The sequence below is a fragment of the Rhodomicrobium sp. R_RK_3 genome (genome assembly GCF_002198715.1).
In the GTDB taxonomy this organism is placed as follows: domain Bacteria; phylum Pseudomonadota; class Alphaproteobacteria; order Rhizobiales; family Rhodomicrobiaceae; genus R-RK-3.
Genome location: NZ_MWLK01000032.1, coordinates 77221 through 97769, shown reverse-complemented (window position 1 = coordinate 97769; position 20549 = coordinate 77221). Strand labels below are relative to the sequence as shown.

General features: G+C 64.8%; 17 protein-coding genes. 8 read left to right on the top strand and 9 right to left on the bottom strand.

Annotated features, from left to right (window positions below; translation table 11 throughout):
• Positions 1-16: 16 nt before the first annotated feature.
• The 3 genes from BLEFHOIH_RS19025 to BLEFHOIH_RS19015 form a co-directional block, all read right to left on the bottom strand.
• The gene (locus BLEFHOIH_RS19025) at positions 17-1318 is read right to left on the bottom strand and encodes an HlyD family type I secretion periplasmic adaptor subunit (protein ID WP_088347610.1); all 1302 of its coding nucleotides are present in this window, start codon (positions 1316-1318) and stop codon (positions 17-19) included.
• On the bottom strand, positions 1305-3047 hold the full coding sequence (locus tag BLEFHOIH_RS19020; RefSeq protein WP_088347609.1) for a type I secretion system permease/ATPase: 1743 nt from the start codon (positions 3045-3047) through the stop codon (positions 1305-1307). The genes BLEFHOIH_RS19025 and BLEFHOIH_RS19020 overlap by 14 nt, the downstream gene beginning before the upstream one ends.
• A gap of 449 nt (positions 3048-3496) precedes the next feature.
• On the bottom strand, positions 3497-4138 hold the full coding sequence (locus BLEFHOIH_RS19015) for a GntR family transcriptional regulator (RefSeq protein WP_170937263.1): 642 nt from the start codon (positions 4136-4138) through the stop codon (positions 3497-3499).
• A 296-nt stretch (positions 4139-4434) separates the two neighbouring features.
• Here BLEFHOIH_RS19015 and BLEFHOIH_RS19010 point away from each other — a divergent pair, with 296 nt between their 5' ends.
• Together BLEFHOIH_RS19010 and BLEFHOIH_RS19005 are read left to right on the top strand one after the other, a co-directional pair.
• The gene (locus tag BLEFHOIH_RS19010; protein WP_088347607.1) at positions 4435-7161 is read left to right on the top strand and encodes a sensor histidine kinase KdpD; all 2727 of its coding nucleotides are present in this window, start codon (positions 4435-4437) and stop codon (positions 7159-7161) included.
• Positions 7158-7850: a response regulator transcription factor gene (locus BLEFHOIH_RS19005; RefSeq protein WP_210191649.1), complete on the top strand. Its 693-nt coding sequence runs from the start codon at positions 7158-7160 to the stop codon at positions 7848-7850. Before BLEFHOIH_RS19010 ends, BLEFHOIH_RS19005 begins: the two co-directional genes overlap by 4 nt.
• Positions 7851-8126: 276 nt before the next feature.
• Here BLEFHOIH_RS19005 and BLEFHOIH_RS19000 read toward each other — a convergent pair whose 3' ends face one another.
• The gene (locus BLEFHOIH_RS19000; protein ID WP_170937262.1) at positions 8127-9470 is read right to left on the bottom strand and encodes an outer membrane protein transport protein; all 1344 of its coding nucleotides are present in this window, start codon (positions 9468-9470) and stop codon (positions 8127-8129) included.
• Positions 9471-9855: 385 nt separating this feature from the next.
• The gene (locus BLEFHOIH_RS18995; RefSeq protein ID WP_170937261.1) at positions 9856-11160 is read right to left on the bottom strand and encodes an outer membrane protein transport protein; all 1305 of its coding nucleotides are present in this window, start codon (positions 11158-11160) and stop codon (positions 9856-9858) included.
• A gap of 475 nt (positions 11161-11635) precedes the next feature.
• On the opposite strand from BLEFHOIH_RS18995, the gene BLEFHOIH_RS18990 reads away from it, so the two are divergent.
• The 5 genes from BLEFHOIH_RS18990 to BLEFHOIH_RS18970 all read left to right on the top strand — a co-directional run bounded on the left by BLEFHOIH_RS18990 (position 11636) and on the right by BLEFHOIH_RS18970 (position 16532).
• A complete protein-coding gene (locus BLEFHOIH_RS18990; RefSeq protein ID WP_088347703.1) occupies positions 11636-12487 on the top strand; it encodes a lysophospholipid acyltransferase family protein in 852 nt (283 codons plus the stop codon).
• A gap of 2 nt (positions 12488-12489) precedes the next feature.
• Positions 12490-13905, top strand: coding sequence for a tRNA (N6-isopentenyl adenosine(37)-C2)-methylthiotransferase MiaB (gene miaB / locus BLEFHOIH_RS18985; RefSeq protein ID WP_280950378.1), 1416 nt, complete (start codon positions 12490-12492; stop codon positions 13903-13905).
• Between the two features lie 71 nt (positions 13906-13976).
• Positions 13977-14945: a PhoH family protein gene (locus tag BLEFHOIH_RS18980; protein ID WP_245297091.1), complete on the top strand. Its 969-nt coding sequence runs from the start codon at positions 13977-13979 to the stop codon at positions 14943-14945.
• A gap of 53 nt (positions 14946-14998) precedes the next feature.
• Positions 14999-15556, top strand: coding sequence for an rRNA maturation RNase YbeY (ybeY, locus tag BLEFHOIH_RS18975; protein WP_088347701.1), 558 nt, complete (start codon positions 14999-15001; stop codon positions 15554-15556).
• A gap of 7 nt (positions 15557-15563) precedes the next feature.
• Positions 15564-16532, top strand: coding sequence for a hemolysin family protein (locus BLEFHOIH_RS18970; protein ID WP_170937260.1), 969 nt, complete (start codon positions 15564-15566; stop codon positions 16530-16532).
• A gap of 27 nt (positions 16533-16559) precedes the next feature.
• Here the strand turns inward: BLEFHOIH_RS18970 and BLEFHOIH_RS18965 are convergent, their stop codons facing one another.
• The 4 genes from BLEFHOIH_RS18965 to BLEFHOIH_RS26830 all read right to left on the bottom strand — a co-directional run bounded on the left by BLEFHOIH_RS18965 (position 16560) and on the right by BLEFHOIH_RS26830 (position 19446).
• Entirely contained in the window at positions 16560-16961 is a 402-nt protein-coding gene (locus BLEFHOIH_RS18965; protein ID WP_210191647.1) for a lysozyme inhibitor LprI family protein, read from the bottom strand.
• A 160-nt stretch (positions 16962-17121) separates the two neighbouring features.
• Complete coding sequence (locus BLEFHOIH_RS18960) at positions 17122-17514, bottom strand: hypothetical protein (RefSeq protein WP_125461797.1); 393 nt, start codon at positions 17512-17514, stop codon at positions 17122-17124.
• Positions 17515-17646: 132 nt separating this feature from the next.
• The gene (locus tag BLEFHOIH_RS18955; protein WP_170937259.1) at positions 17647-18762 is read right to left on the bottom strand and encodes an energy transducer TonB; all 1116 of its coding nucleotides are present in this window, start codon (positions 18760-18762) and stop codon (positions 17647-17649) included.
• A gap of 429 nt (positions 18763-19191) precedes the next feature.
• Positions 19192-19446, bottom strand: coding sequence for a hypothetical protein (locus tag BLEFHOIH_RS26830; RefSeq protein ID WP_088347598.1), 255 nt, complete (start codon positions 19444-19446; stop codon positions 19192-19194).
• A 30-nt stretch (positions 19447-19476) separates the two neighbouring features.
• Here BLEFHOIH_RS26830 and BLEFHOIH_RS18945 point away from each other — a divergent pair, with 30 nt between their 5' ends.
• Positions 19477-20532 carry an autotransporter outer membrane beta-barrel domain-containing protein gene (locus BLEFHOIH_RS18945; RefSeq protein ID WP_088347597.1) on the top strand — a complete coding sequence of 352 codons (1056 nt, stop codon included), beginning with the start codon at positions 19477-19479 and terminating at the stop codon, positions 20530-20532.
• Positions 20533-20549 lie beyond the last annotated feature (17 nt).

Below are 20549 nucleotides of genomic sequence, written 5' to 3'. Positions count from 1 at the left end.
GGGAAGGCCCGGCGGCTCAGCTCTCGCGCAATGACCGGTTGAGGGATTTCATGAACGGGGCCGTGACATAGGCCAGGAAGGAGCGCTCGCCGGTGGTGATGAAGACGTCGGCGGCATGGCCCGGACCGACCCTGGCGGGATCGAAGCCGGCAATCGGATCGGGCAGAACTTTCAGCCGGGCAAGGTAATAGACCTCGCCGCTGCGCTCCTCCTGCAGCCGGTCGGCGGAAATATAGACGACCTCGGCGGGGACGGGCGGCGTCGTGCGGGCATCGAGCGCGGGGAAGGTCAGGCGGGCTTTCTGGCCGATCTTGACCTCGGCGATGTCCTGCGGCCGGATGCGGGCCTCGACGATGAGGCCGGTGCCATCGGGGACGATCTTCATGAGCTCCTGGCCGGGCGCGATCACCGCGCCGGGATTGTATTTGCTGAGTGTCATCACCGTGCCGGCGGCGGGCGCGCGCACGACGACGCGGCCGCTAATGTCCTCGGCGGTGCGAAGCTGTTCGATCAGCTCGGACTGCCGGGGCCGGATCTCGCTCAGCCGGGCCGAGGCATCCTCGACGCGGCCGGTCTTGAGCTGCGAACTGCGCTCCCGGATTTCGGCGACCGATTGCCGGCCTTGCGCGATGGCGGCGGCAAGCTGCGCCTCTTTGCCAGTGAGCTCCGCTTCGGCGCGCCTCAGGGCGAGCACCTGGCTTTTCCGGGTCAGCCCCTTCAGCAGCAGCCCCTCGGCGGATTGGCGTTCTTCCACGACGAGTTCGATCTGATGGCGCGTCTCGGTCTTCTGCGTTTCGTGGCCGGCGCGCGCGGCGTCGAGCGCCCCGATCTGGCGTTCGAGCACGGCGAGCTCGATCTGATGCTTTTGCAGGCGGGTTGCGAATTCGGCGCTCTGGTCGCCGATCAGCGAGACGATTTCCGGCGCGCGCTCGGCGGTCAAGGCGGCGGGGAAGGCGATGGTCTTGGCGCCGTCGCGCTCGGCGAGGGCGCGGGCTTCGAGCGCCTGCAGCGCAGCGAGCTGGAGTTTGATGCGGCTCACCTGCGAGCGCGAGGCGGTGCCGTCGAGCACCAGCAGCGGCTCGCCCTCGCGCACGCGCTGGCCCTCCGTGACCAGGATCTCCCGTACGACGCCGCCCTCCAGATGCTGCACGATCTTGTTGTGGCCATCGGTCATCACCGTTGCGGGGGCGACGACCGCGCCTTGCAGCGGCGCCAAGGCCGCCCAACTGCCGAAGCCGCCGAAGATCAGCGCCAGGGTGAAGGCCCCGGCGGCGACCGGCCATGCGATGCCCGTCTCGACGCCGTCATGCCATGCCATGGCTTTTCACCCTCGCGGTCATCGGTGCGGGCACCGGCGGAACGGGTAGCACCGCCCCTGCCGGGCGGATCTGGCTTTGCAGAACCTCCTCTTTCGGCCCGAAGGCTTCGATGCGGCCCTCGCGCAGCACCATCATCTTGGTCAGCGCCGAGACGACGCTGGCGCGCTGGGTGATGACGACGCAGGTGATGCCGGCGGCATGGGCTTGGCGCAGCGCGGCGATCAAGGCCTGTTCGCCCTCGCTGTCGAGCGAGGCGTTCGGCTCGTCGAGCACGACGATGCGCGGATGGCCGTAGAAGGCGCGGGCGAGCGCGATGCGCTGGCGCTGGCCGCCCGACAGCATGTGCCCTTGTGCCCCGAGCGGCGTGTCGTAGCCTTGCGGCAGGCGCTGGATCAACTCGTGGCAATTGGCGAGCTTCGCCGCCGCCACCACGGCCTCCGGGTCTGGCGCGCCGTGCATCCGCGCGATGTTCTGGGCGACGGTCGCGGGCAGCATCTCGACATCCTGCGGCACATAGCCAATGAAAGGGCCGAGGGCTTCGGCCGGCCAGTTGGCGATGTCGTCGCCGCCAATGCGGACGATGCCCGAATTCGGCGCGAGCGCGCCGACCAGCAGCCGGGCCAGGGTCGATTTGCCCGCGCCGCTATGGCCGATGATGCCGAGCATGTCGCCCGGCTCGATGGCGAAGGTGAGGGTTTTCAGGATCGGCTCGGCGCCGGGCGATGGCCGGTAGACCAGCCTGTCGGCGGAGAGCGTGGCCTGCGGGGCGGGCAGCGCCATCGGCCCGTCGTCTTCCTTGGCGCGCGCGAGCTGCGCCTTCAGCCGCCGCCAGGCCTGGCGGGCGGAGACGATGCTGCGCCAGCCGCTGACCGCCTGGTTGAGCGGCGCCAGCGCCCGGCCGGAGATCAGCGAGGCGGCGAAGATGATGCCGGCGCTGAGGGCATGGTCGTTCAGCACCAGATAGGCGCCATAGCCGAGCATGCCGATCTGCAGCAGCAGGCGCAGGAACTGGCTGAAACCGTTGAGGATGGCATTGTGCCGCCCGGCCGCGTCCGAGGCGATCAGGGCGCGGGTGTTGTCGGCGCCCCAGGACTCCGTGCAATGGCCGAGCATGCCCATCGAGCGGATGGCTTCGGCATTGCGCAAATGCGCGTTGGCCTTGCCGAGCGCCGAGGCCGCGTGGCGCGAAGCGTCGGAAAGGGGCGCGCGGGTGAGGTGCTGGTTGAGCAGCGCGATCAGCACGATGAGGCAGGCCGCGCCAAGCGCCAGCCAGCCCAGATGCGGATGCACCAGGAAGACGACGATGAGGAACAGCGGCGCCATCGGCGCGTCGAACATGCCCGCCGCGAGAGGTGAGGTGATGAATTGCCGGACCTGGGCGAGGTCGCGCAAGCCCTGCATGTCGGCGGCGCCCGCATGGGGGGCGTGCAGCGACGCTGTGAGGACCCGTCCGCCGAGCGCGGTCTCCAGCCGGGCGCCGGTGCGGTTGAGGATCATCTGGCGAACGCCGTCGAGGAGCGCCGCCGCCGCGATGGCGCCGACGGCGACGATGGTCAGCATCAGCAGCGTCTCCTCGCTGCGGCTCGACAGCACCCGGTCGTAGACCGAGATCATGTAGAGCGGCACGGTCAGCATCAAGAGATTGAGCGCGAGCGAAAAGCCAAAGGCGATCAGCAGCCCGCGCCGGCACGCCAAGAGGCCAGAGCGGATGCTGTCGTCCCTATGCATAATGTGTCCTTGAACCGGCCTTTTCAGGCGAGTGGCTGCGGCAGCGCTCTGCCGCGCCCTGGACGAGAGGCGCGGGTCTTCGGCTCGTCGAAGAGCACAGGCGTCCAGGGCCAAATCTGCGTCCCAACAGATTTACAAATCAGCCTATGGCGGCTGAATATTTTTAAGAAATCCGGTTTGCACTTGGAAAGTTTATTCGTGATGAATGGCTTCCAAATTGCACGTGTCTGGATGGCGCAGGCAATGATCGGACTGCTGTGGGCAATCTAACGTGGATCAATATTGAATTGTCCGCTCGCAAAGCTTCATCCGTTCGACGCCGCCCGCGACGACATTCTCCGCACGCAGGAGCCGCTCAATGGAGCGCCTTTGCCGGCATGACCCATCGCTCCGCGCGGCTGCCCGCGCCAAGGAAAGGGTAAACTACGAGCATCTGCGGCCTCAAACGCCTAGCCCGCGCGCGAAAATTCCTTTTCCGTCCGCGCGAAATAGTCGTTGATCGCGCCTCTGATATGCGCGAGCAGGCATTCGGCGGCGGCATCGGCGTCGCGGGCCTGGGCGAGGCGGGCGACCTGCCGGTGCTCGTCGAGCGAGCGCCAGTTCTGCGCCTCGAGCGAGAGGCGGTTGCGGAAGGCCTGCACCCGCAAGGCGATGATGTTGTAGGCCGAGCCGATGAACGGATTGCCGCAGCCGTCGATGATCGCCTGATGGAATTCGGCGTCGCAGACCCGGTAGGCGACCGGGTCCTTCACTTCCGTCGCGCGCGCCATGGCGTCGATGATGCGGTCCAGGGTCCGCGCAAAGGCCTCGCCGCCGCGGCGGACGGCGAAGCGCAGGGCGTTCACCTCCAGGAGCTCCCGCATTTCCGTCAACTGGCGCAATTGCGGGCCGGTCATCTGGAAGACGAAGGTGCCGCGCTGGGGCAGAATTTCCACCAAGCCCTCGTTCTTGAGCTGAAGGAAGGCCTCGCGGACGGGGGTCTTGCTTACCCCCAATTCGGTCGCCAGCGCGATTTCGGACAAGGCTTCGCCGAAATGAAATTGCCCGCTGATAATGCGGGAACGGATGGCATCCGCCGCTTGTTCGGTCAAAGTCTTGTAACGTTTGATGGGTCCCAGGGCGTTCAATTTAGCCTCGGTATGTTTTGGTTTAAATCGATCTGTGAAGCAAAGCGTGGCATGTTTGTGAGATGCCAGATTAGTAATCTTACACAAATAGTCGCCGGCGTCATGAACGAGGGGTGAAGATATTAACCGCATGCGTGTTTATTTCAAGGCGGCGCGGCAGGGGCGGGGGCCGCTCAACGCCCGGTAGAACGAATCTAGGACAAAGCTGTGCAAAGCCGGTATAAAACGGGCGATGCCGAACAGCCTTGCCGATCGCAGCCATGACCGAATCTGACGACCGCCCGACCCCCGAGGCCCTGCTCGAAGAGGTCAACCGGGAGCGGCGGGGAAAACTGAAGATCTTTCTCGGGGCCTTTCCGGGCGTCGGCAAGACCTACGCCATGCTTCAGGCCGCCCAGGTCCATCTGACCGACGGGCTCGACGTCGTCGTCGGCGTGGTGGAAACGCATGGCCGCGTCGAGACCGAGGCGCTGCTGCGGGGCCTGGAGATCGTGCCGCGACAGCAGATTCATTACCGCACCCGTTATTTCGGCGAGATGGATGTCGAGGCCGTCATCAAGCGCAAGCCGCGCATCGCCCTGGTCGACGAGCTTGCCCACACCAACATTCCCGGCAGCCGGCACGAGAAGCGCTACCAGGATGTCGAGGACCTTCTCGCCGCCGGCATCGACGTCTATACGACGCTCAATATCCAGCATATCGAGAGCCTGAACGATGTCGTGGCGCGCATCTCCCGCATCCAGGTGCGCGAGACGCTGCCGGACAAGGTGCTGGAACTGGCCAGCGAAATCGAGCTGATCGACCTGCCGCCCGACGACCTCATCCAGCGCCTGCGCCAGGGCAAGGTCTACATGCCCGAGCAGGCGGGCCGGGCGATCACCCATTTCTTCAGCAAGGGCAACCTCACCGCCCTGCGCGAACTGGCCATGCGCATCGCCGCCGAGCGGGTCGACGCGCAGATGGTCAACTATATGCGCGCCCATGCCATTCCGGGTCCGTGGCCGGCGCAGGACCGCTTGCTGGTCTGCCTGAATGAATCGCCGGTCGCCAAGCGGCTGGTGCGCACCGCGCGGCGCATGGCCGAGCGCCAGCGCATCCCCTGGATCGCGCTCTACGTGCGCACCCCGCAATATGAAAGCCTGTCCGAGGCCGCCAAGGACCGCATCGCCGACACCATGCGCCTCGCCGAAAGGCTGGAAGGTGAGGTCGTCACCATCCATGCCGAGTCGCGCATCGCCGGCGAGATCATCGCCTATGCGCTGAAGCGGAACGTCACGCGGCTGCTGGTCGGACGCCCGAGGCCGCGCCGCTGGACGGGCTGGCTGCGCGAGACCGTCGCCCAGGAGCTGTTGCGCAAGGCGACGCAGTTCGAGTTGACCATCGTCTCGCCCGAAGAGGACAAAACGCGCCGCGACGTCATCAGCGGCGGCTTCATGGTGGCGCTCGGGGAATGGAACGGCTATGCGCTGGCGACCGCCGTGGTGGCGATGGCGGCGACGCTCGCTTACGGCGTCTCCTTCGTGCTGCCGCTGCCGAATGTCTCGCTGATCTTCATGACCGCGGTGATCTTCATCGCCATCTATTTCGGGCGCGGACCCTCGATCTTCGCAAGCATTCTGAGTTTTTTCGCCTACAACATCTTCTTTTCGAAGCCATACTACAATTTCTCCGGCTTCCGCCGCGACGACCTCCTGACCATCGTCTTCTTCCTGCTGGTATCGGTCGTCGTCGGCAATCTGGCGGCGCGGCTGAAATTCCAAATCCAGGCGATGCGGGTCTCGGCCCAGCGCACGGCGAACCTTTACGAGTTCAGCCGCAAGATCGCCGCCGCCGCCGCGCTGGAGGACGTGCTGTGGGCGGCGGTGCATCATGTCGCCTCGACCTTGCAGTCGAGTTCGCTGGTGCTCCTGCCGCAAAAGGACGGGCGCTTGCAGATCGCGGCGGGTTATCCGCCTGAGGATCAATTGGCGCTGAAAGATTGGGGCGCGGCGGAATGGGCCTGGGAACATGCGAGCCCCGCGGGGTGGAAATCCGAAACGCTCCCCGCCGCCGACTGGCTGTTCCTGCCGATGCGGACGCGGCGCGGCATGGTCGGCCTGCTCGGCGTCTCCTTCAAGGACCGCCAGCGGCCGCTCGCGCCGGATCAATGGCGGCTGTTGGAAGCGCTGGTCGATCAGGTCGCCGTCGCCGTCGAGCGCACCAACCTCGCCTCCGACATCGAGGAGGCGCGGCTGCTCACCGAAACCGAGCAATTGCGTTCGGCCCTCCTCTCCTCGGTCTCGCATGACCTGCGCACGCCGCTGGTCTCCATCCTCGGCTCGGCGACGACGCTGACCACCGTCGAAAACCTCACCGAAGCCGGCCGCCGGGAACTCGCCCAGACCATTCTGGACGAAAGCGAGCGGCTGAACCGCTTCGTGCAGAACCTGCTCGACATGACGCGGCTCGGCTATGGCGCGCTTCAGCCCAAGCGCGAATGGTGCGACATGCGCGAGATCGCGGGCCGCGCCTTGAAGCAATTCGCCAAGCAGCTTGAAAAGCGCGAGGTCATTTTCGACATCCCGCCTACGCTGCCGCTCGTCCATATCGACCCGGTGCTGATGGAGCAGGTTCTGGCCAATGTCATCGACAATGCGCTAAAATATACCGGCGAGGGCGGCCGCGTCGCGGTGCAGGCGCTCAAGAAGGACAGCGATCTGGTCGTGCGGATCAGCGATAACGGCCTCGGCATCCCGCCCGAGGCGCGCAACGCCGTCTTCGACATTTTCTACCGCGTCCGCGCCAAGGATTCGCAGATCGCCGGCACGGGGCTCGGCCTTTCCATCTGCCGTGGCATCGTCGAGGCGCATGGCGGCCGCATCGTCGCCAAGGACGGGCCGAAGAACAAAGGCACGACGATCGAAATCACGCTGCCGCTCACCGACGCACCGCTGGTGTCGCTTGGCGAGAGTGAAGAGCAGCTCAGCGAGGAAGTGGGCGTCACCTGATGGGAAAACGCATCCTGGTCGTCGATGACGAGCCGCAGATCCGCAAATTCCTGCGCATCAGCCTGAGCGCTGAAGGCTATGAGGTGGTCGAGGCGCCGCGCGGCGAGGATGGCGTCGCCAAATGCGCGACCTCGCAGCCCAACCTCGTCATCCTCGATCTCGGATTGCCCGATCTCGACGGGCAGCAGGTGATCGGCCGCATCCGCGAATGGTCCGACGTGCCGATCATCGTCTTGTCGGTGCGCACCAAGGACCAGGAGAAGGTCAGCGCGCTCGACAGCGGGGCCAATGACTATGTGACAAAGCCCTTCAGCATCGAGGAATTGCTGGCCCGCATCCGCGCCGCTTTGCGGGCTAAGCTGCAAGGGGTGGCGGCGTCATCGGAATTCGTGGTCGGCGAGCTGGTGGTGGATGTGCCTCGCCATAAGGTGGCGGTCGCCGGCGAAGAGGTGAAGCTGACCCGCAAGGAGTTCGATCTGCTCCGGATGCTGGCCCAGAATGCCGGTCGGATCGTGACGCACCGGCAGATTTTGCGTGAGGTCTGGGGCCCGGCGCATGAGGACGATGTGCATTATCTGCGCATCTATATCGGCCATCTCCGCCAGAAGCTCGGCGACGATCCGGCCAACCCCAAATATATCGAGAGCGAGCCTGGCGTCGGCTACCGGCTGATTCTGGATGCGGCTTAGGCGCGGCCTGAGGCGGTTTGCATAAGCTGGTCCAGCAGCGAGAGACCGGATGGTCGCAGGCCGCGCCGAAATCCGTATCCATCAATCGAGGCGATCCGCTACACCCCCGGTTGTCATTCCCGCGAAAGCGGGGATCCAATACGCCGCAACGGTCGCGTAGAAGGCGGAGTCTTGCCTTTTACTGGAACGCCGTTCTCCCGGGGATGAAACGTAAACCGGACGGCGATCTAATAAAAAAGCCGGCTCTCGCCGGCTTTTTGTCGGTCTGGGCCGAGCCTATTTCAGCGGCTCGAGTTCCGGCTCGGCGCCGCCCCAATGATATTTGAAGCTGGCCGAGATGATGTCGATGTCGCCGCTGGATTCCGCGACAAGAAGCGTCGTGCCCGAGGACACCGTCTCGATCGGCGCATCCTTGACGAAGAGATGCGTGTAGGCGAGGTCGATCGAGGCGTTGTCGGTGAGCTTCGTGCTTGCGCCGAAGCTCAGCCAGACGCGGTCGTTGTCGGGCAGCGAGACGTTGCGGATATCGTCGGAAATGGGCGACAGCTCGTAGCCAAGGCCCATGCGCAGGGTGGTGTCCGGCGTCCAGGCATATTCGAGGCCGGCGGAGAAGAACCACCCGTCGTCATATCCAAGCGGGAAAACGTCCACCACCTGTCCGGCGTCGTTCTTGAACTCCGCCTTTTCTCCGACGCGGCTCCAGTTGGTCCATTCCACGGTGCCGAGCAATGTGAAGCGATCGTCCAAGCGCTGGCGGATACTGCCCGTCACCATGTCGGGAAGGGTCAGTTCAGATGATACATTCACGCCGCCGGGCACTGCGCATCCACCCGGCGCCCCAGCCGCGAGATTGGAGAGTCCAGCGCCCGTGCAGGTGCCTTCGCCGGTGACTTCGATGGCGGAGCGATAGCCGACGCCGATGCTCGTGCCGGGCGCGGGCTGCCAGATCACACCGGCGGTGGCACCGAACGCCCAGTCGTCAACGTCATCGGTACGGCCGGGGAATGCGCCACCTGCGGCAGGGCCGTTGAGATCGACGGCGCTGCTGCGCAGCCGGACGCTGGCATACATGATCTGCGCGCCGACGCCGACCGTCAGTTCCGGGGTCAGCTTATAGGCCAGGTTCGGATTGAAATTGATCGAGAAGATTTCCGAGGTCGTGGCGATCGGCGTGCCCGCGAAATTCAGATTGTCCGGCTTGGTGGTGAAGCCGAACTGGCTGTTGGTCGCGAGGCCGAAATACAGGCGGTCGCTGAGCTGATAGTTGACATAGCTCGCCGGGACGGCGGTCGGGTCGCCGATATCGCCGCTGTCCCGTCCGAAGCCGAGACTGACCAGGGCACCGCCGGTCGCCTCGATGTTCGACTGCGGGACCACCAGCGATATATGCGTTTCGCTGTTGATGCCCGGCGCGGCCGCAGCGGCGGCGGAGTTCCAGAACATCGAGCTCAACGCATCGCCCGCAGCGGCGCCGGCAAAGGCCATGCCTTGGAAATAGGCGGACTGCTCGCGAACCGCGAAGGCGCCGGCCTGGGCGGCGGTGATGGCGGCAAGGCTCGCCCCGAACAGCGTGGCGGCGCCGACGCCAAACCTCAGTCCCTTCCTCGAAAGGATATGCATTTTTATTCCCCCCATCAGGCCGCGCCTCTCACAACGCGACCGTAAATTCATGCCCCTCTAGTCATTGCGCAGCGCTTTGGTTTCCGCAAGCTACCGTCGTAACAATGCCTGTAACAATCGACAAATCCGTCACGCCTTGTCCGCGCCGCGAATTCCCGTTGCCTTGCAATGGCCTGCCGCCCGCTAAGCTCTTAAAATCATTGCATCAATGACAAAGTCGTCAGCGCTGACGGCCTTCACGATGCGACTGGAATAGCACAGGCTCGGCCGAGATGCGGCGCTCATTTTTTCGGCCGATTGTGGCCCGCGTGCCGCAATCTTTCGCCGCCGGCCGCAAAAAAGCCGGCGTCTCCGCCGGCCTTTCCCCGCGAATGCGCTCGCGCCGTTATTTCATCGGCTCGAGCACTTGCTTGACGCCCCAGCGATAGGTGTAGCTGGCGGAGACGATGTCGATGGACGTGTCGGCATCGGCGCGGATCAGATCGTCCAGCCGTGTGGCCGTGTTGCAAGGACCGCCGACCGGGGCTTCCCGGCAGATCGGCGCATCGTCGACGAAAATATGGCTGTAGCCGATATCGAAGCTGACCTTCTCGCTATAGCGGTAGCTGCCGCCGACGCTCAGCCAGATGCGATCGGCGTCGGGAAGCAGCACATTGCGCTCGTGGTCCGAGATCGGCGATTTCTCCCAGGCGAGGCCGATGCGCAGGGTGGTCGCGGGCGTGTAATCATATTCGAGGCCGCCCGAGACGAATTGCCCGTCATCATATTCGAGCCGCAGGAATTCGGTCGGCGAGTTCTGCGCCCGCACCGGAATGGTGTCGAGCATGCTCCAATTGGTCCATTCATATCCGAGCAGCAGATCGAGGCGCGGGCTGAGCGCCTGCCGGAAGCCGACCGTGACCATGTCGGGCAGGGTGAGATCGGCCCGGGCATGGTTGTCGATGCCGTTGTTGAAGGCATTGTGCAGGAAGCCGTCCAGTTCGAAATCGACCTGCGAGCGGTAGCCGACGCCGAAGCTGGTGCCCGGAAGCGGAGTCCAGTTCAGGCCCGCCGTGCCGCCGACGCCGACATCATTCAGCTCGGCCCTGCGGCCGATATCGCCTGGAACCGGCGCGGGCAGACGCGTCAGCCTGACATCGAGATATTCGACCTGCACGCCGACGCCGACGGTCAGGTCCGGCCGGAGCTTATAGGCGATGGTCGGGTTGACGTTGACGGAGAACAGGTCCGAGGTCAGGGCGAGCGGCGTGCCGGCCCATGGCACATTGTCCGGCTTGGTCTTGAAGCCGAAAGACGAGTTCATGGCGAGGCCGAGATACCAGCGGTCGTCGAGCTGGTAATTGTAATAGCTGGTGGGGATCACCGTCACATCGGAGATCTGGTCCGAATCCCGGCCGAGGAAGCGGAAGGCGCCGCCATTGGCGGTGATTTCCGAATCCGGGATCACCACGGCGACGTCCGATTCCGAATTGAACCCGTCGACCGAGGCGGCCGCGGCGGAATTCCAATACATCGAACTGAGCGTGTCGCCCGTGCCCGAGCCGGCAAAGGACATGCCCTGGTAATAGGCGGACTGCTCGCGCACCGCGAAGGCGCCGGCATGGGCCGCGGTCATCGCGGCGACGCTGGCGCCGAGCAGCGTGGCGGTCGCGGCGCAAAATCGGCTTTCGTTCCTCGAAAGGATACGCATTTTCATTCCCCCGTGTGCCGCGCTCGCCCCCGGGCTCGAACGCGGCGGTTCCTTCAATCCCGCTCCACTCATCGCGCAGCGCTCAGATTCTTGCAAGCTGTAGCTGCAATAACCACAACTACAACCTATGGCATTATCAATGTCTTTCGCGGATGTGGGAAAAGCCCGCGCTCCGGCGGCGCCGCCCGGCTCTAACTGCTTAAGATCGTTGCAGGATTGGTCGGGAAGGGCGGATTTTGTGCAGCCGTCTTTCGCATTCAAAATGCACCGGCCGGCCTTAAGCCACGGAGACGGCGTGAGAAATTTGCTTCCGATTGTGGCGCGGCAGCCACAAGCTCCGGCGCTTGCCGATGACCGGGAAGCCGCAAGGCGCGCGCAACGCGCATCAGTTGCACAGAGCAATTGGCGCGTTCGATCCGAAAGGCTATGTTGCGGCGCCGAATCATCGACATCGCCATACCCATAAGGACCCGCAATGGGCGTTCTGCGCGCGAGCATCATTCTCGCTCTGTTCATGCTGCTGACATTTGTCCTGCTGCCGATCCAGGCGGTGCTGCTCGCGCTGCGCCTGCCGCTCTCGCGCTATCTGCCTTGCTGGTATCACCGTATGGTCTGCGGGCTGCTGGGCGTGCGCGTGCATCTGAGCGGCGCGCCGATCGCGCCCGGTCCGGCGCTGCTGGTCGGCAATCATATTTCCTGGCTCGACATCCCGGTGCTCGGCGGCATCGCGCCCTTGAGCTTCGTCGCCAAGCGCGAAGTCTCGACCTGGCCGCTGATCAGCACGCTCTCCAAGATGCAGCGCACGCTTTTCATCGACCGCAACCGCCGCTCCTCGGTCGCTGAGACCCGCGCCCAGATCCTTGCGCGGCTGGTGGCGGGCGAGCGCATCATCCTGTTCGCCGAAGGCACCAGCAGCGACGGCAATCAGGTGCTGCCGTTCAAGAGCTCGCTCTTCGCCGCCATCGAGCCGAACGGAACCAATGGCGGCGGCTATACGCTGCAGACGGTCGCCATCGTCTATACGCGCGTGCATGGCTTGCCGATGAACCGGCAGCAGCGGCCGGCTGTGGCGTGGTATGGCGACATGGACATGGCGAGCCATGCCTGGGGCGTGCTGAAGGCCGGCCCGCTCGACGTGCATGTCCGGCTCGGCGAGCCGGTGGCGCTGGCCTCGGTCGGCGACCGCAAGAAGCTGGCGGTGCACGCCTTCGAGAAGGTGCGCTTCGATTTCTCGCAACTCTTGACGGGGCGGACCCGACAGGATCATGGTGCGGCCAGTATAACGGCCGAAACCACCGAAACGGCGCCGGACCGGCGGACGGGTTAGCTTTGACGAAGAAAGTCCACATCAAGACCTATGGCTGCCAGATGAACGCCTATGATTCCGGCCGCATGGCGGAAGCATTGGCGCCGGAAGGTTATGCCGAGACGGACGACGTCGAAGCCGCCGACCTGATCGTGCTGAACACCTGCCATATTCGTGAGAAGGCGGCGGAAAAGCTCTACTCCGACCTCGGCCGCCTGCGGGTGCTGCGCGACCAGCGCCGGGCGGAGGGCTCGGAGACCACCATCGCGGTCGCCGGCTGCGTCGCCCAGGCCGAAGGCGCGGAAATCGCGCGCCGCGCGCCGGTTGTCGATCTCGTCGTCGGGCCGCAGAACTATCACCGCCTGCCGGACCTGCTGACGCGCGCCAAGGCGGGCGGGGCGAAGATCGTCGACACCGAATTTCCCGAAGAGGACAAGTTCGCGCGGCTTCCCGCGCGCCAGCCGCGCCTCGCGCCGGCAGCCTTCCTCACCGTGCAGGAAGGCTGCGACAAGTTCTGCACCTTCTGCGTGGTGCCCTATACGCGCGGCGCCGAATTTTCGCGCCCCGTCGCCGACGTGCTTGCCGAGGCGAAGCGCCTTGCCGGTTTCGGCGTGCGCGAGCTGACGCTGCTCGGCCAGAATGTGAACGCCTATAATGGCGAGGGGCAGGACGGCAGCCCCTCCAGCCTTGCCCGCCTCGTCGAAGCCATCGCCGCCATTCCCGGCATCGCGCGGCTGCGCTACACCACCAGTCACCCCGCCGATATGAGTGACGACCTTATCGCCGCCCATCGCGACATCCCGGCGCTGATGCCCTATCTGCATCTGCCCTTCCAGGCCGGCGCCGACCGCATCCTCGCCGCCATGAACCGCAAGCACACCGCCGCCGATTATCTCAAGCTGATCGACCGCATCCGCGCGGCGCGTCCCGAGATCGCACTTTCCACCGACATTATCGTCGGTTTTCCGGGCGAGACCGATGCCGAATTCGAGGCGACGCTCGACATTGTGCGGCAGGTGAATTTCGCCCAGGCCTATTCCTTCAAATATAGTCCGCGCCCGGGGACTCCCGCCGCGGCGATGGATCACCATATAAGCGATGCAGCAAAGTCACAGCGGCTGGCAATTCTGCAATCACTCCTGAATGAGCAGCAATTCGCCTTCAATCGGGCTCAGCAGGGGAAGACACTGCCGGTATTACTGGAAAGGAAAGGGCGCAAGCCCGGCCAGTTGACCGGACGGTCGCCGTTTCTGCAATCGGTGCATGTTGAATGCGGCGAGGACCGGATCGGTGAAATCGCGGCGGTCGAGATTACGCAGACTGGCGCAAATAGCCTGACTGGTGTCATATTTCCGAAAACCGATTCCGCTAGGGTGGCCGCGGAACCGGAAGCAGGGCCGGGCCGTTCGCAGCCGACCGGCCATATTATGGTGGGATAATCAGGAGAGGTTTATTGCCTCAAACACGTGGATCCGCGTCCCAGATCGTCAAAAGTGGAGCGAAAGCCCCAGTGCAAGGCAAACCCGCCTTCAGAACCGAAATTCGTTTCGACAATAACCGTCTCCTTGCAGATTTACTGGGCGAGTTCGACGCCCATCTTTCGATGCTCGAGGATAAGCTCGGCGTCGAGGCCGTCGCGCATGGCAATGTCATCGTGGTTAAGGGCACCGAGACGGGCTGCGTCCTCGCCAAGGACGTGCTCCAGGATCTTTATGAGCGGCTGAAGGCCGGACACACCGTGGTGCTCGGCGACATTGACGGCGCCATCCGCCACGCCCATGCCGGCGCCCGCGACGACCGCAAGAAGGGCGAAGGCTCTGATGGCGCGGGCCAGCTCCGCACCCGCAAGAAGCTGGTGACGGCGCGCACGCCCCTGCAATCGCGCTATATCGAGGCGCTTCAGGCCGAACAGCTCATCTTCGCGACCGGCCCCGCCGGCACCGGCAAGACCTATCTGGCCGTTGCCCATGCGGCGGGGCGGCTGGAGCGCGGCGAGACCGAGCGGCTGATCCTGTCGCGCCCGGCGGTGGAGGCCGGCGAGCGGCTGGGCTTTCTGCCCGGCGACTTGCGCGAAAAGGTGGATCCGTATTTGCGCCCACTTTATGACGCTCTTTACGATGTGTTACCCGCCGAGAAAGTGGAACGGGACCTCGAAAGCGGTGTTATCGAAATAGCGCCACTCGCCTTTATGCGCGGGCGGACGCTGAGCCATGCGACAATCATCCTTGACGAGGCGCAGAATTGCACGTCAATGCAGATGAAGATGTTTTTGACCCGCCTCGGCGAGGGGAGCAAGATGGTGGTGACAGGCGATCCCTCGCAGATCGATCTGCCGCCCGGTCAGACCTCCGGCCTCGGCGAAGCCATCGGGATTTTGAAAGACGTTAAGGGTATCGCGCATATTCCGTTCACTTCGGCTGACGTGGTGCGGCATGAACTCGTCGCCCGTATCGTGGAGGCATATGAGAAGGCCCGCTAAGGGCTTATCGCAGTAACTCGATGATTATGACAATGCCAACGCCCAGCTTCATCATGGCCGCCGACGATCTGGACGGCGCGGCCGACGACGATCCTGGACCCAGTCCCATCGCCTTGCTCATCGCGCATGATTCCTGGCGCGAGCTTGGCGATGTCGAGACCGTGATTCGCCGCGCCTATGACGCGACCGCCCTCAAGGCGCCGTCGGTCGTGGGGCGCGACGTGTCGTTTCTGCTGGATTCCGACGAGGCCATCGCGGCGCTCAACGCGCAATATCGCGGCCTCGACAAACCCACCAATGTGCTGTCATTCCCGGCGGGCGATCTGCCCGAGGGCGCGATCATGCCCGAAGGCGAGGCCCCGCCGCTCGGCGATATCGTCATCGCCTATGAGACGGTGTTGCGCGAGGCCGCCGAAGAGGCCAAGCCGCCGCTCGACCATCTGGCGCATCTGAGCGTGCACGGCCTGCTGCATCTGGCCGGTTTCGACCACGAGACCGACGACGAGGCCGAAGAGATGGAAGCGCTCGAGCGCGAAATCCTGGCCGACTTGGGCGTGCCCGATCCCTATTTCACACCTTCCGATGAACTGCCGTCCGCGGCCGGCATATGACATTCACATGGCTATGAGCAACTCCTACGGTAACCCCAATAATGGCGAACGCCAGGACAATGGTTTGAGCTGGTTCGATCGCCTGGCGGCCAATCTCGGTTTCTCCAACAATGTCGATACGCGCACCGTGATCGAGGAGGCGCTGGCGGATGATGACGGCGCCAGCTTCACCGCCGCCGAGCGCGCCATGCTGCAAAAAACCCTGCGCTTCCGGGAGTTGCGGGTCGAGGACGTGATGGTGCCGCGCGCCGAGATCGTCGCCGTCGACGCCGATGCCCCGCTGTCCGAGCTGCTCGCCGTGTTCGCCGATGGCGGCCATTCGCGGGTGCCGGTCTATCGCGATACGCTGGATGAGCCGCTCGGCATGGTCCACGTCAAGGATCTGATGAACTGGATCATCGCCCAGGCGAGCGCCGCCGCGCCGGGCAATAATTTCGACCTGGGCGCCGCCGACCTCTCCAAGACCATTGCCGAGGCCGACATCAAGCGCGACCTGATCTTCGCGCCGCCCTCGATGTCCGCGCTTGACCTGCTGGTGCGGATGCAGGCCAAGCATGTGCATCTGGCGCTCATCATCGACGAGCACGGCGGCACGGACGGCCTCGTCTCGATCGAGGATCTGCTGGAAGAGGTCGTCGGCAATATCGAGGACGAGCATGACGCGGACCATGTGCCGCTGATCGCCCAGGAAGGCGGCGAGCTGATCGCCGATGCCCGCGCCGAGATCGAGGAGGTCGAGCAGAAGATGGGCGTGCTGCTGACGTCGGAGAATGACGACGAGGTCGACACGCTGGGTGGGCTGATCTTCACCATGCTGGGGCGCGTGCCCGTGCGCGGCGAGGTCGTACAGCACCCCTCCGGCCTCGAATTCGAGGTTCTGGACGCCGACCGCCGGCGGGTGAAGAAGTTCAAAGTCCGGCCGACCCCCGGCTCGCCCGGCAACGGCGCGGACGGGTCGCAGTTTCAGGCCGCTTGAGGCCGCGCCGGTGCCTGCATTGGCCGGTCAGGGAGCACGAGGAACCGGGCAGGATAGATCGCCTTCCTCGCACCGCAGATAAGCCTCGAACGTCTTGATCCGGTCCCGCGTCATGCCGTCCAGGCAGCTCGCGAGGATGGCAGGCTGGACAGAGCCGCCCGCCGTGGCCGACGCCGAGAAGCGGCATTCCGCGTCCCGGAAGGCCAGCCAGGCCCGTTGCGATGCAACCAGCGGACCGCTGTCCGCTTTGTTTTTTAGCCTCCCCTTGATTTCATTGTAGAGCGCGTTCAGCCGGGCGTCGTTCTTCTTGTAGGCGCTGGCGAAACAGCGGTTCATGGCTGCTTGCGTCGGAGCGCTGCCACAATCCTGCGCCCAGGCGGCGGCGCATGAAACCGCGCATGACAGCATGAAAATGAGGGCTGCAAGCATCTGTCTCCGCATTGATCTCTCCCGGCGCCGATCTAGAACTGACCATTTTATGCAAATAACAGAGAGCCAGGCCCGGCGGATTTCAGACAGCACGCCGTCTGGCTACGCGTGAAATGCTTGGTAACGGGCAACGATCGTTCGGCCCGCCCTGGTCGGTTGCTCAGGCCCGGCAGCCTTTGATCGGGTTCATCGCGATTGCAATTTGCGGCTCGTATTTGTTCATCGCGCCGCTCGAGGCATCGACGGCCAATCCGACGACGCCGCCGACCAGGATATTCCCGGCGGTCATTTCCTCGGTGGAGCTGGCGATGACGCCTTCGCCATTGGTGAAGCATTTCTTGCGGCAGGAAACCTGAACGCTATGCATGCTCTTTTCGAGCACGACGCTGGCGGGCGTCACGATGGTGAGGGTGCCGATGCCCTCCGAGCGGAGTTCGCATTCGGCCTTCTCGACGCCGGGCGTGTTGATAGCGACGGCCTGGGTGGTCCCGCGCGTGATCGTCGAACAGGCCGCCACGCATAATACACCCATCAGCAACGCAAACACACGCATGACACCGGCCCCCGCCCCTAAGATTCCCCTGAGGGTTATATCTTAGGCATCGGGGGCGGGCATCCGGCGGTTTCGGCGCTGAGACCGAAAACCGTTCTGTGTGATCTTTTTCGCGCGGCGCCGGCGGTCCGGCTAGCGGAAGCGGAACGGGATGGCGAATTGCAGGTGGGCGGTCTTGGCGGCCTCCGGAGCCTTGGGAAACGGCGCGGAGCGGCGGACCGCATCGAGCACGCTCTCGTCGAGCTGGGTGCGCCCGCTGGATTCCAGGATGCGGGCCGAAACCAGCTTGCCGGTGCGCGACAGGGTGAAGCCGACCACGACATTGCCGGAGCCCGGTCCGCCGTTCGGCCGGTGCTCGGCGAGATGGGCGCGGACATTGGCGCGGTAGCTGTCGATGGGATCGGCCTTGATTTCGGCCTGCGGCCCCAGGCTGGCGACGGAGGACAGCGCGGTGCGCCGGACCGGCAGGGGGACGCTCAGCGGCGGAGCGATGGTCTCCCGCGCCGGCGGCGTCAGCATCAGAGCAAGGCGCGGCGGCGTCGCGGAGCCGGCGGGGGCTGGTTGGCCCGGCAGCACGGCCCGCGCCGCGCCGCCATCTTCGGGCAGCGTCGGGGCGAGCCAGACGGCGCCGGCGCGCTCCGGCGGCGGGACGGCATGCGCGGCGGTCGGCATCGGCGGCTCGGCAAGATCGGCTTTTTCGCCGCGCGAATCCTGCAGCAGCACGTCCTTGCCGCCGCCGTGGAACGAGAGCCGGGTCTCGTGCGGCGCAGCCTCGACGGCGCGCGCATCGTCGAGCCTTGCCTCGATTTGCGCGGGCGGAAGCTGCGGCGCGTCGCCCGGCCGGTTGAGCACGGCGAGGGACGGCGGCCCGCTGGGTCTGAAAGGCGGCGGCTCGCCCGGCAGATCCGCGATCGGGCGGTGTTCGGCGGCGGAAGGGAACGGAGCGTCCAGGCCCTCGCCCGGGGCGGCTTCCGCATGGCGGCTTTCGCGGTCGGTGCGCGGCAGGGCTTCGCGCTCGGCCGTGCCGATGAAGGTCATGCCTTCCGTGGCCTCGGCCCGGTCCGGCACCCGGCCGAAGCCGAGCACATAGGCGAGAAAGGCGCCATGCGCCAGGATCGAAAATGACATGCTCATCCAATAGGCCGTCCGCCGCTTGACGCGGGGCGGGGGGCCGAAATCGATCAGGTTGAAATTCTTAGCGGGCGCCCTCCAGAATAAGACGGAGCGCCAGTTTGGCAGGTGGATCATGCTCACCTCCCTGAAAGCCGGGAGCCATTTCGCGTTTCGTCGGTCGGACATGCGCTAGGCCGGTTAGCAGCTTAAGGATGCATGAAGATTTATATACAACCTATACGGGAAAAACCAGATGCGTCGCCGCTTGGACGAGCATTTTCAACGGAAAAATGCAGGTTTGCGGCGCCCCCGGGACGAAATTGGGCGGTTATTTGGACCCGATTGTGCTCAGACGCACAAAACCGGCCGATTCGCGCCAGGGCTGCAACCGTGGGTGTGTGGACAGGCGCCACCCATTTGCCAACATGAATGCATTCGTTTTGGGTATTTTTGGGGAATTAAGAGGGGCCAATGCGCGAGGGACGCTCTTCCTTGGGGGGAAGCGGGTCGGTCGGCGCTTTCGTTTTCAGTGCGCTTATTGCCATTGGGACGGGTGGCGCGGCCTTAGCCGCGGATGACGCAAGCAGCGCGGCACAGTCCGGGCTTAGCAATAATCAACGACAGGAATCGGTCAGAGAGCGGCGCGGCCATCGTCACTGGCATCACCGTCATCATCGCCACGACAACAATGGCAATACCGAAGGCGGCGAGGGCACCGGGGGTACTAATGGTGGCAATAATGGCGGATCCACTGGCGGAGAGGGAGGTGGAAAGGGCGAGGATCCGATAGAGGTCGGTTGCAGACTTTTGCCGGCCCAAGCCAACCCGTCGCGATCATCGGGCCTCAAAATGCCGGAAACGCCGCCGCGGCAGGAGCAGCCCACCCTCGATTGCTCCGCCCGCCAGCAGGCGCGCGCCGCGCTCGGCGGGGCGGCGAGCAATTCCGCGCTCGTGGCGGCGGGCGTCACCCAGGACATCATCGCCGCCGCGCTCGACGGCGACCTCCAGCCCGAAGTGACGGCCTTTGGGCCCATCGGCTCTGGCAGCCCCGGCCAGACCTCGTCGAGCTTCATGGTATCGGGCTATAAGTTCCTCTCCCATGACGGCTTCTCCTCGACGTCGTCCGGACAGTCGTCCTTCAAGAACCCGGAATTCGACGAGCAGAATTACGGCCTGACGGTCGGCCTGCGCTTCGACGGCTCGGCGCTGTTCGACGCGTCCCCGCGCAGCGTCACCTTCGGCGTCATCGGCAATTACACCCATACCGAGATCGATGTCGGCCGCGTCGCCGGGGTGCCGGGACCGTCCGAGAGCGGCGAGGCGACGGTGGAAAGCTGGACCGCCGGCGGCTTCGGCCTGGTGACGGACGGCACGCGCTACGGACTACTGACCGTGACCGGCACTTTCGGTGCGCCCGAGACCAGCGGCAAGGTCTTGCCCCTCAGCGCCGAGTTCAACAATTTCGCGCTCGCCACTTCGGCGGTCGCCGGCATCATCGTGCCGCTGGGCGACAGCAAGCTCGATCTGCGCGGCGGGGTGAATTACATCCATGCCACCAGCGATGACTATGTCGATTCCGGCGGCTCCCGATTCACCGACGGCCGCATGGAGGAGTTTTCCGGCAGCATCTCGGCGCGGCTGTTCCAAACCGTGCAACTGGAAGACGCGGTGCTGCGGCCCTTCGTGCAAGGCGGCCTCAATCACCGCTTTCATTATGAAAACGAGCTGACCGTCGACGGCGAGGACTTCTCCTTCGACGATGCCGACACATCGATCTTCGCCCGCGCGGGCATCGATTTCGACATCGGCAGCTCGACCCAGGCCTATCTGGCCGTGCGGGGCGATGCCAGCGAGGATTTCCGGGCCATCGCCGCCCAGGTCGGCTTGACCTTCAAGCTGGATTGATTCCCCCGCGTGGGGAC

Bases quoted from the DNA above. Each gene is read 5' to 3' on its own strand.
- BLEFHOIH_RS18955 (WP_170937259.1), bottom strand. From the start codon at position 18,762: ATGATCCACCTGCCAAACTGGCGCTCCGTCTTATTCTGGAGGGCGCCC.
- BLEFHOIH_RS18945 (WP_088347597.1), top strand. From the start codon at position 19,477: ATGCCGGAAACGCCGCCGCGGCAGGAGCAGCCCACCCTCGATTGCTCC.
- BLEFHOIH_RS18970 (WP_170937260.1), top strand. From the start codon at position 15,564: ATGGCTATGAGCAACTCCTACGGTAACCCCAATAATGGCGAACGCCAG.
- BLEFHOIH_RS18995 (WP_170937261.1), bottom strand. From the start codon at position 11,160: ATGCGTATCCTTTCGAGGAACGAAAGCCGATTTTGCGCCGCGACCGCC.
- BLEFHOIH_RS18990 (WP_088347703.1), top strand. From the start codon at position 11,636: ATGGGCGTTCTGCGCGCGAGCATCATTCTCGCTCTGTTCATGCTGCTG.
- BLEFHOIH_RS19000 (WP_170937262.1), bottom strand. From the start codon at position 9,470: ATGCATATCCTTTCGAGGAAGGGACTGAGGTTTGGCGTCGGCGCCGCC.
- ybeY (WP_088347701.1), top strand. From the start codon at position 14,999: ATGGCCGCCGACGATCTGGACGGCGCGGCCGACGACGATCCTGGACCC.
- BLEFHOIH_RS19025 (WP_088347610.1), bottom strand. From the start codon at position 1,318: ATGGCATGGCATGACGGCGTCGAGACGGGCATCGCATGGCCGGTCGCC.
- BLEFHOIH_RS19010 (WP_088347607.1), top strand. From the start codon at position 4,435: ATGACCGAATCTGACGACCGCCCGACCCCCGAGGCCCTGCTCGAAGAG.
- BLEFHOIH_RS18960 (WP_125461797.1), bottom strand. From the start codon at position 17,514: ATGCGTGTGTTTGCGTTGCTGATGGGTGTATTATGCGTGGCGGCCTGT.
- BLEFHOIH_RS19020 (WP_088347609.1), bottom strand. From the start codon at position 3,047: ATGCATAGGGACGACAGCATCCGCTCTGGCCTCTTGGCGTGCCGGCGC.
- BLEFHOIH_RS18965 (WP_210191647.1), bottom strand. From the start codon at position 16,961: ATGCTTGCAGCCCTCATTTTCATGCTGTCATGCGCGGTTTCATGCGCC.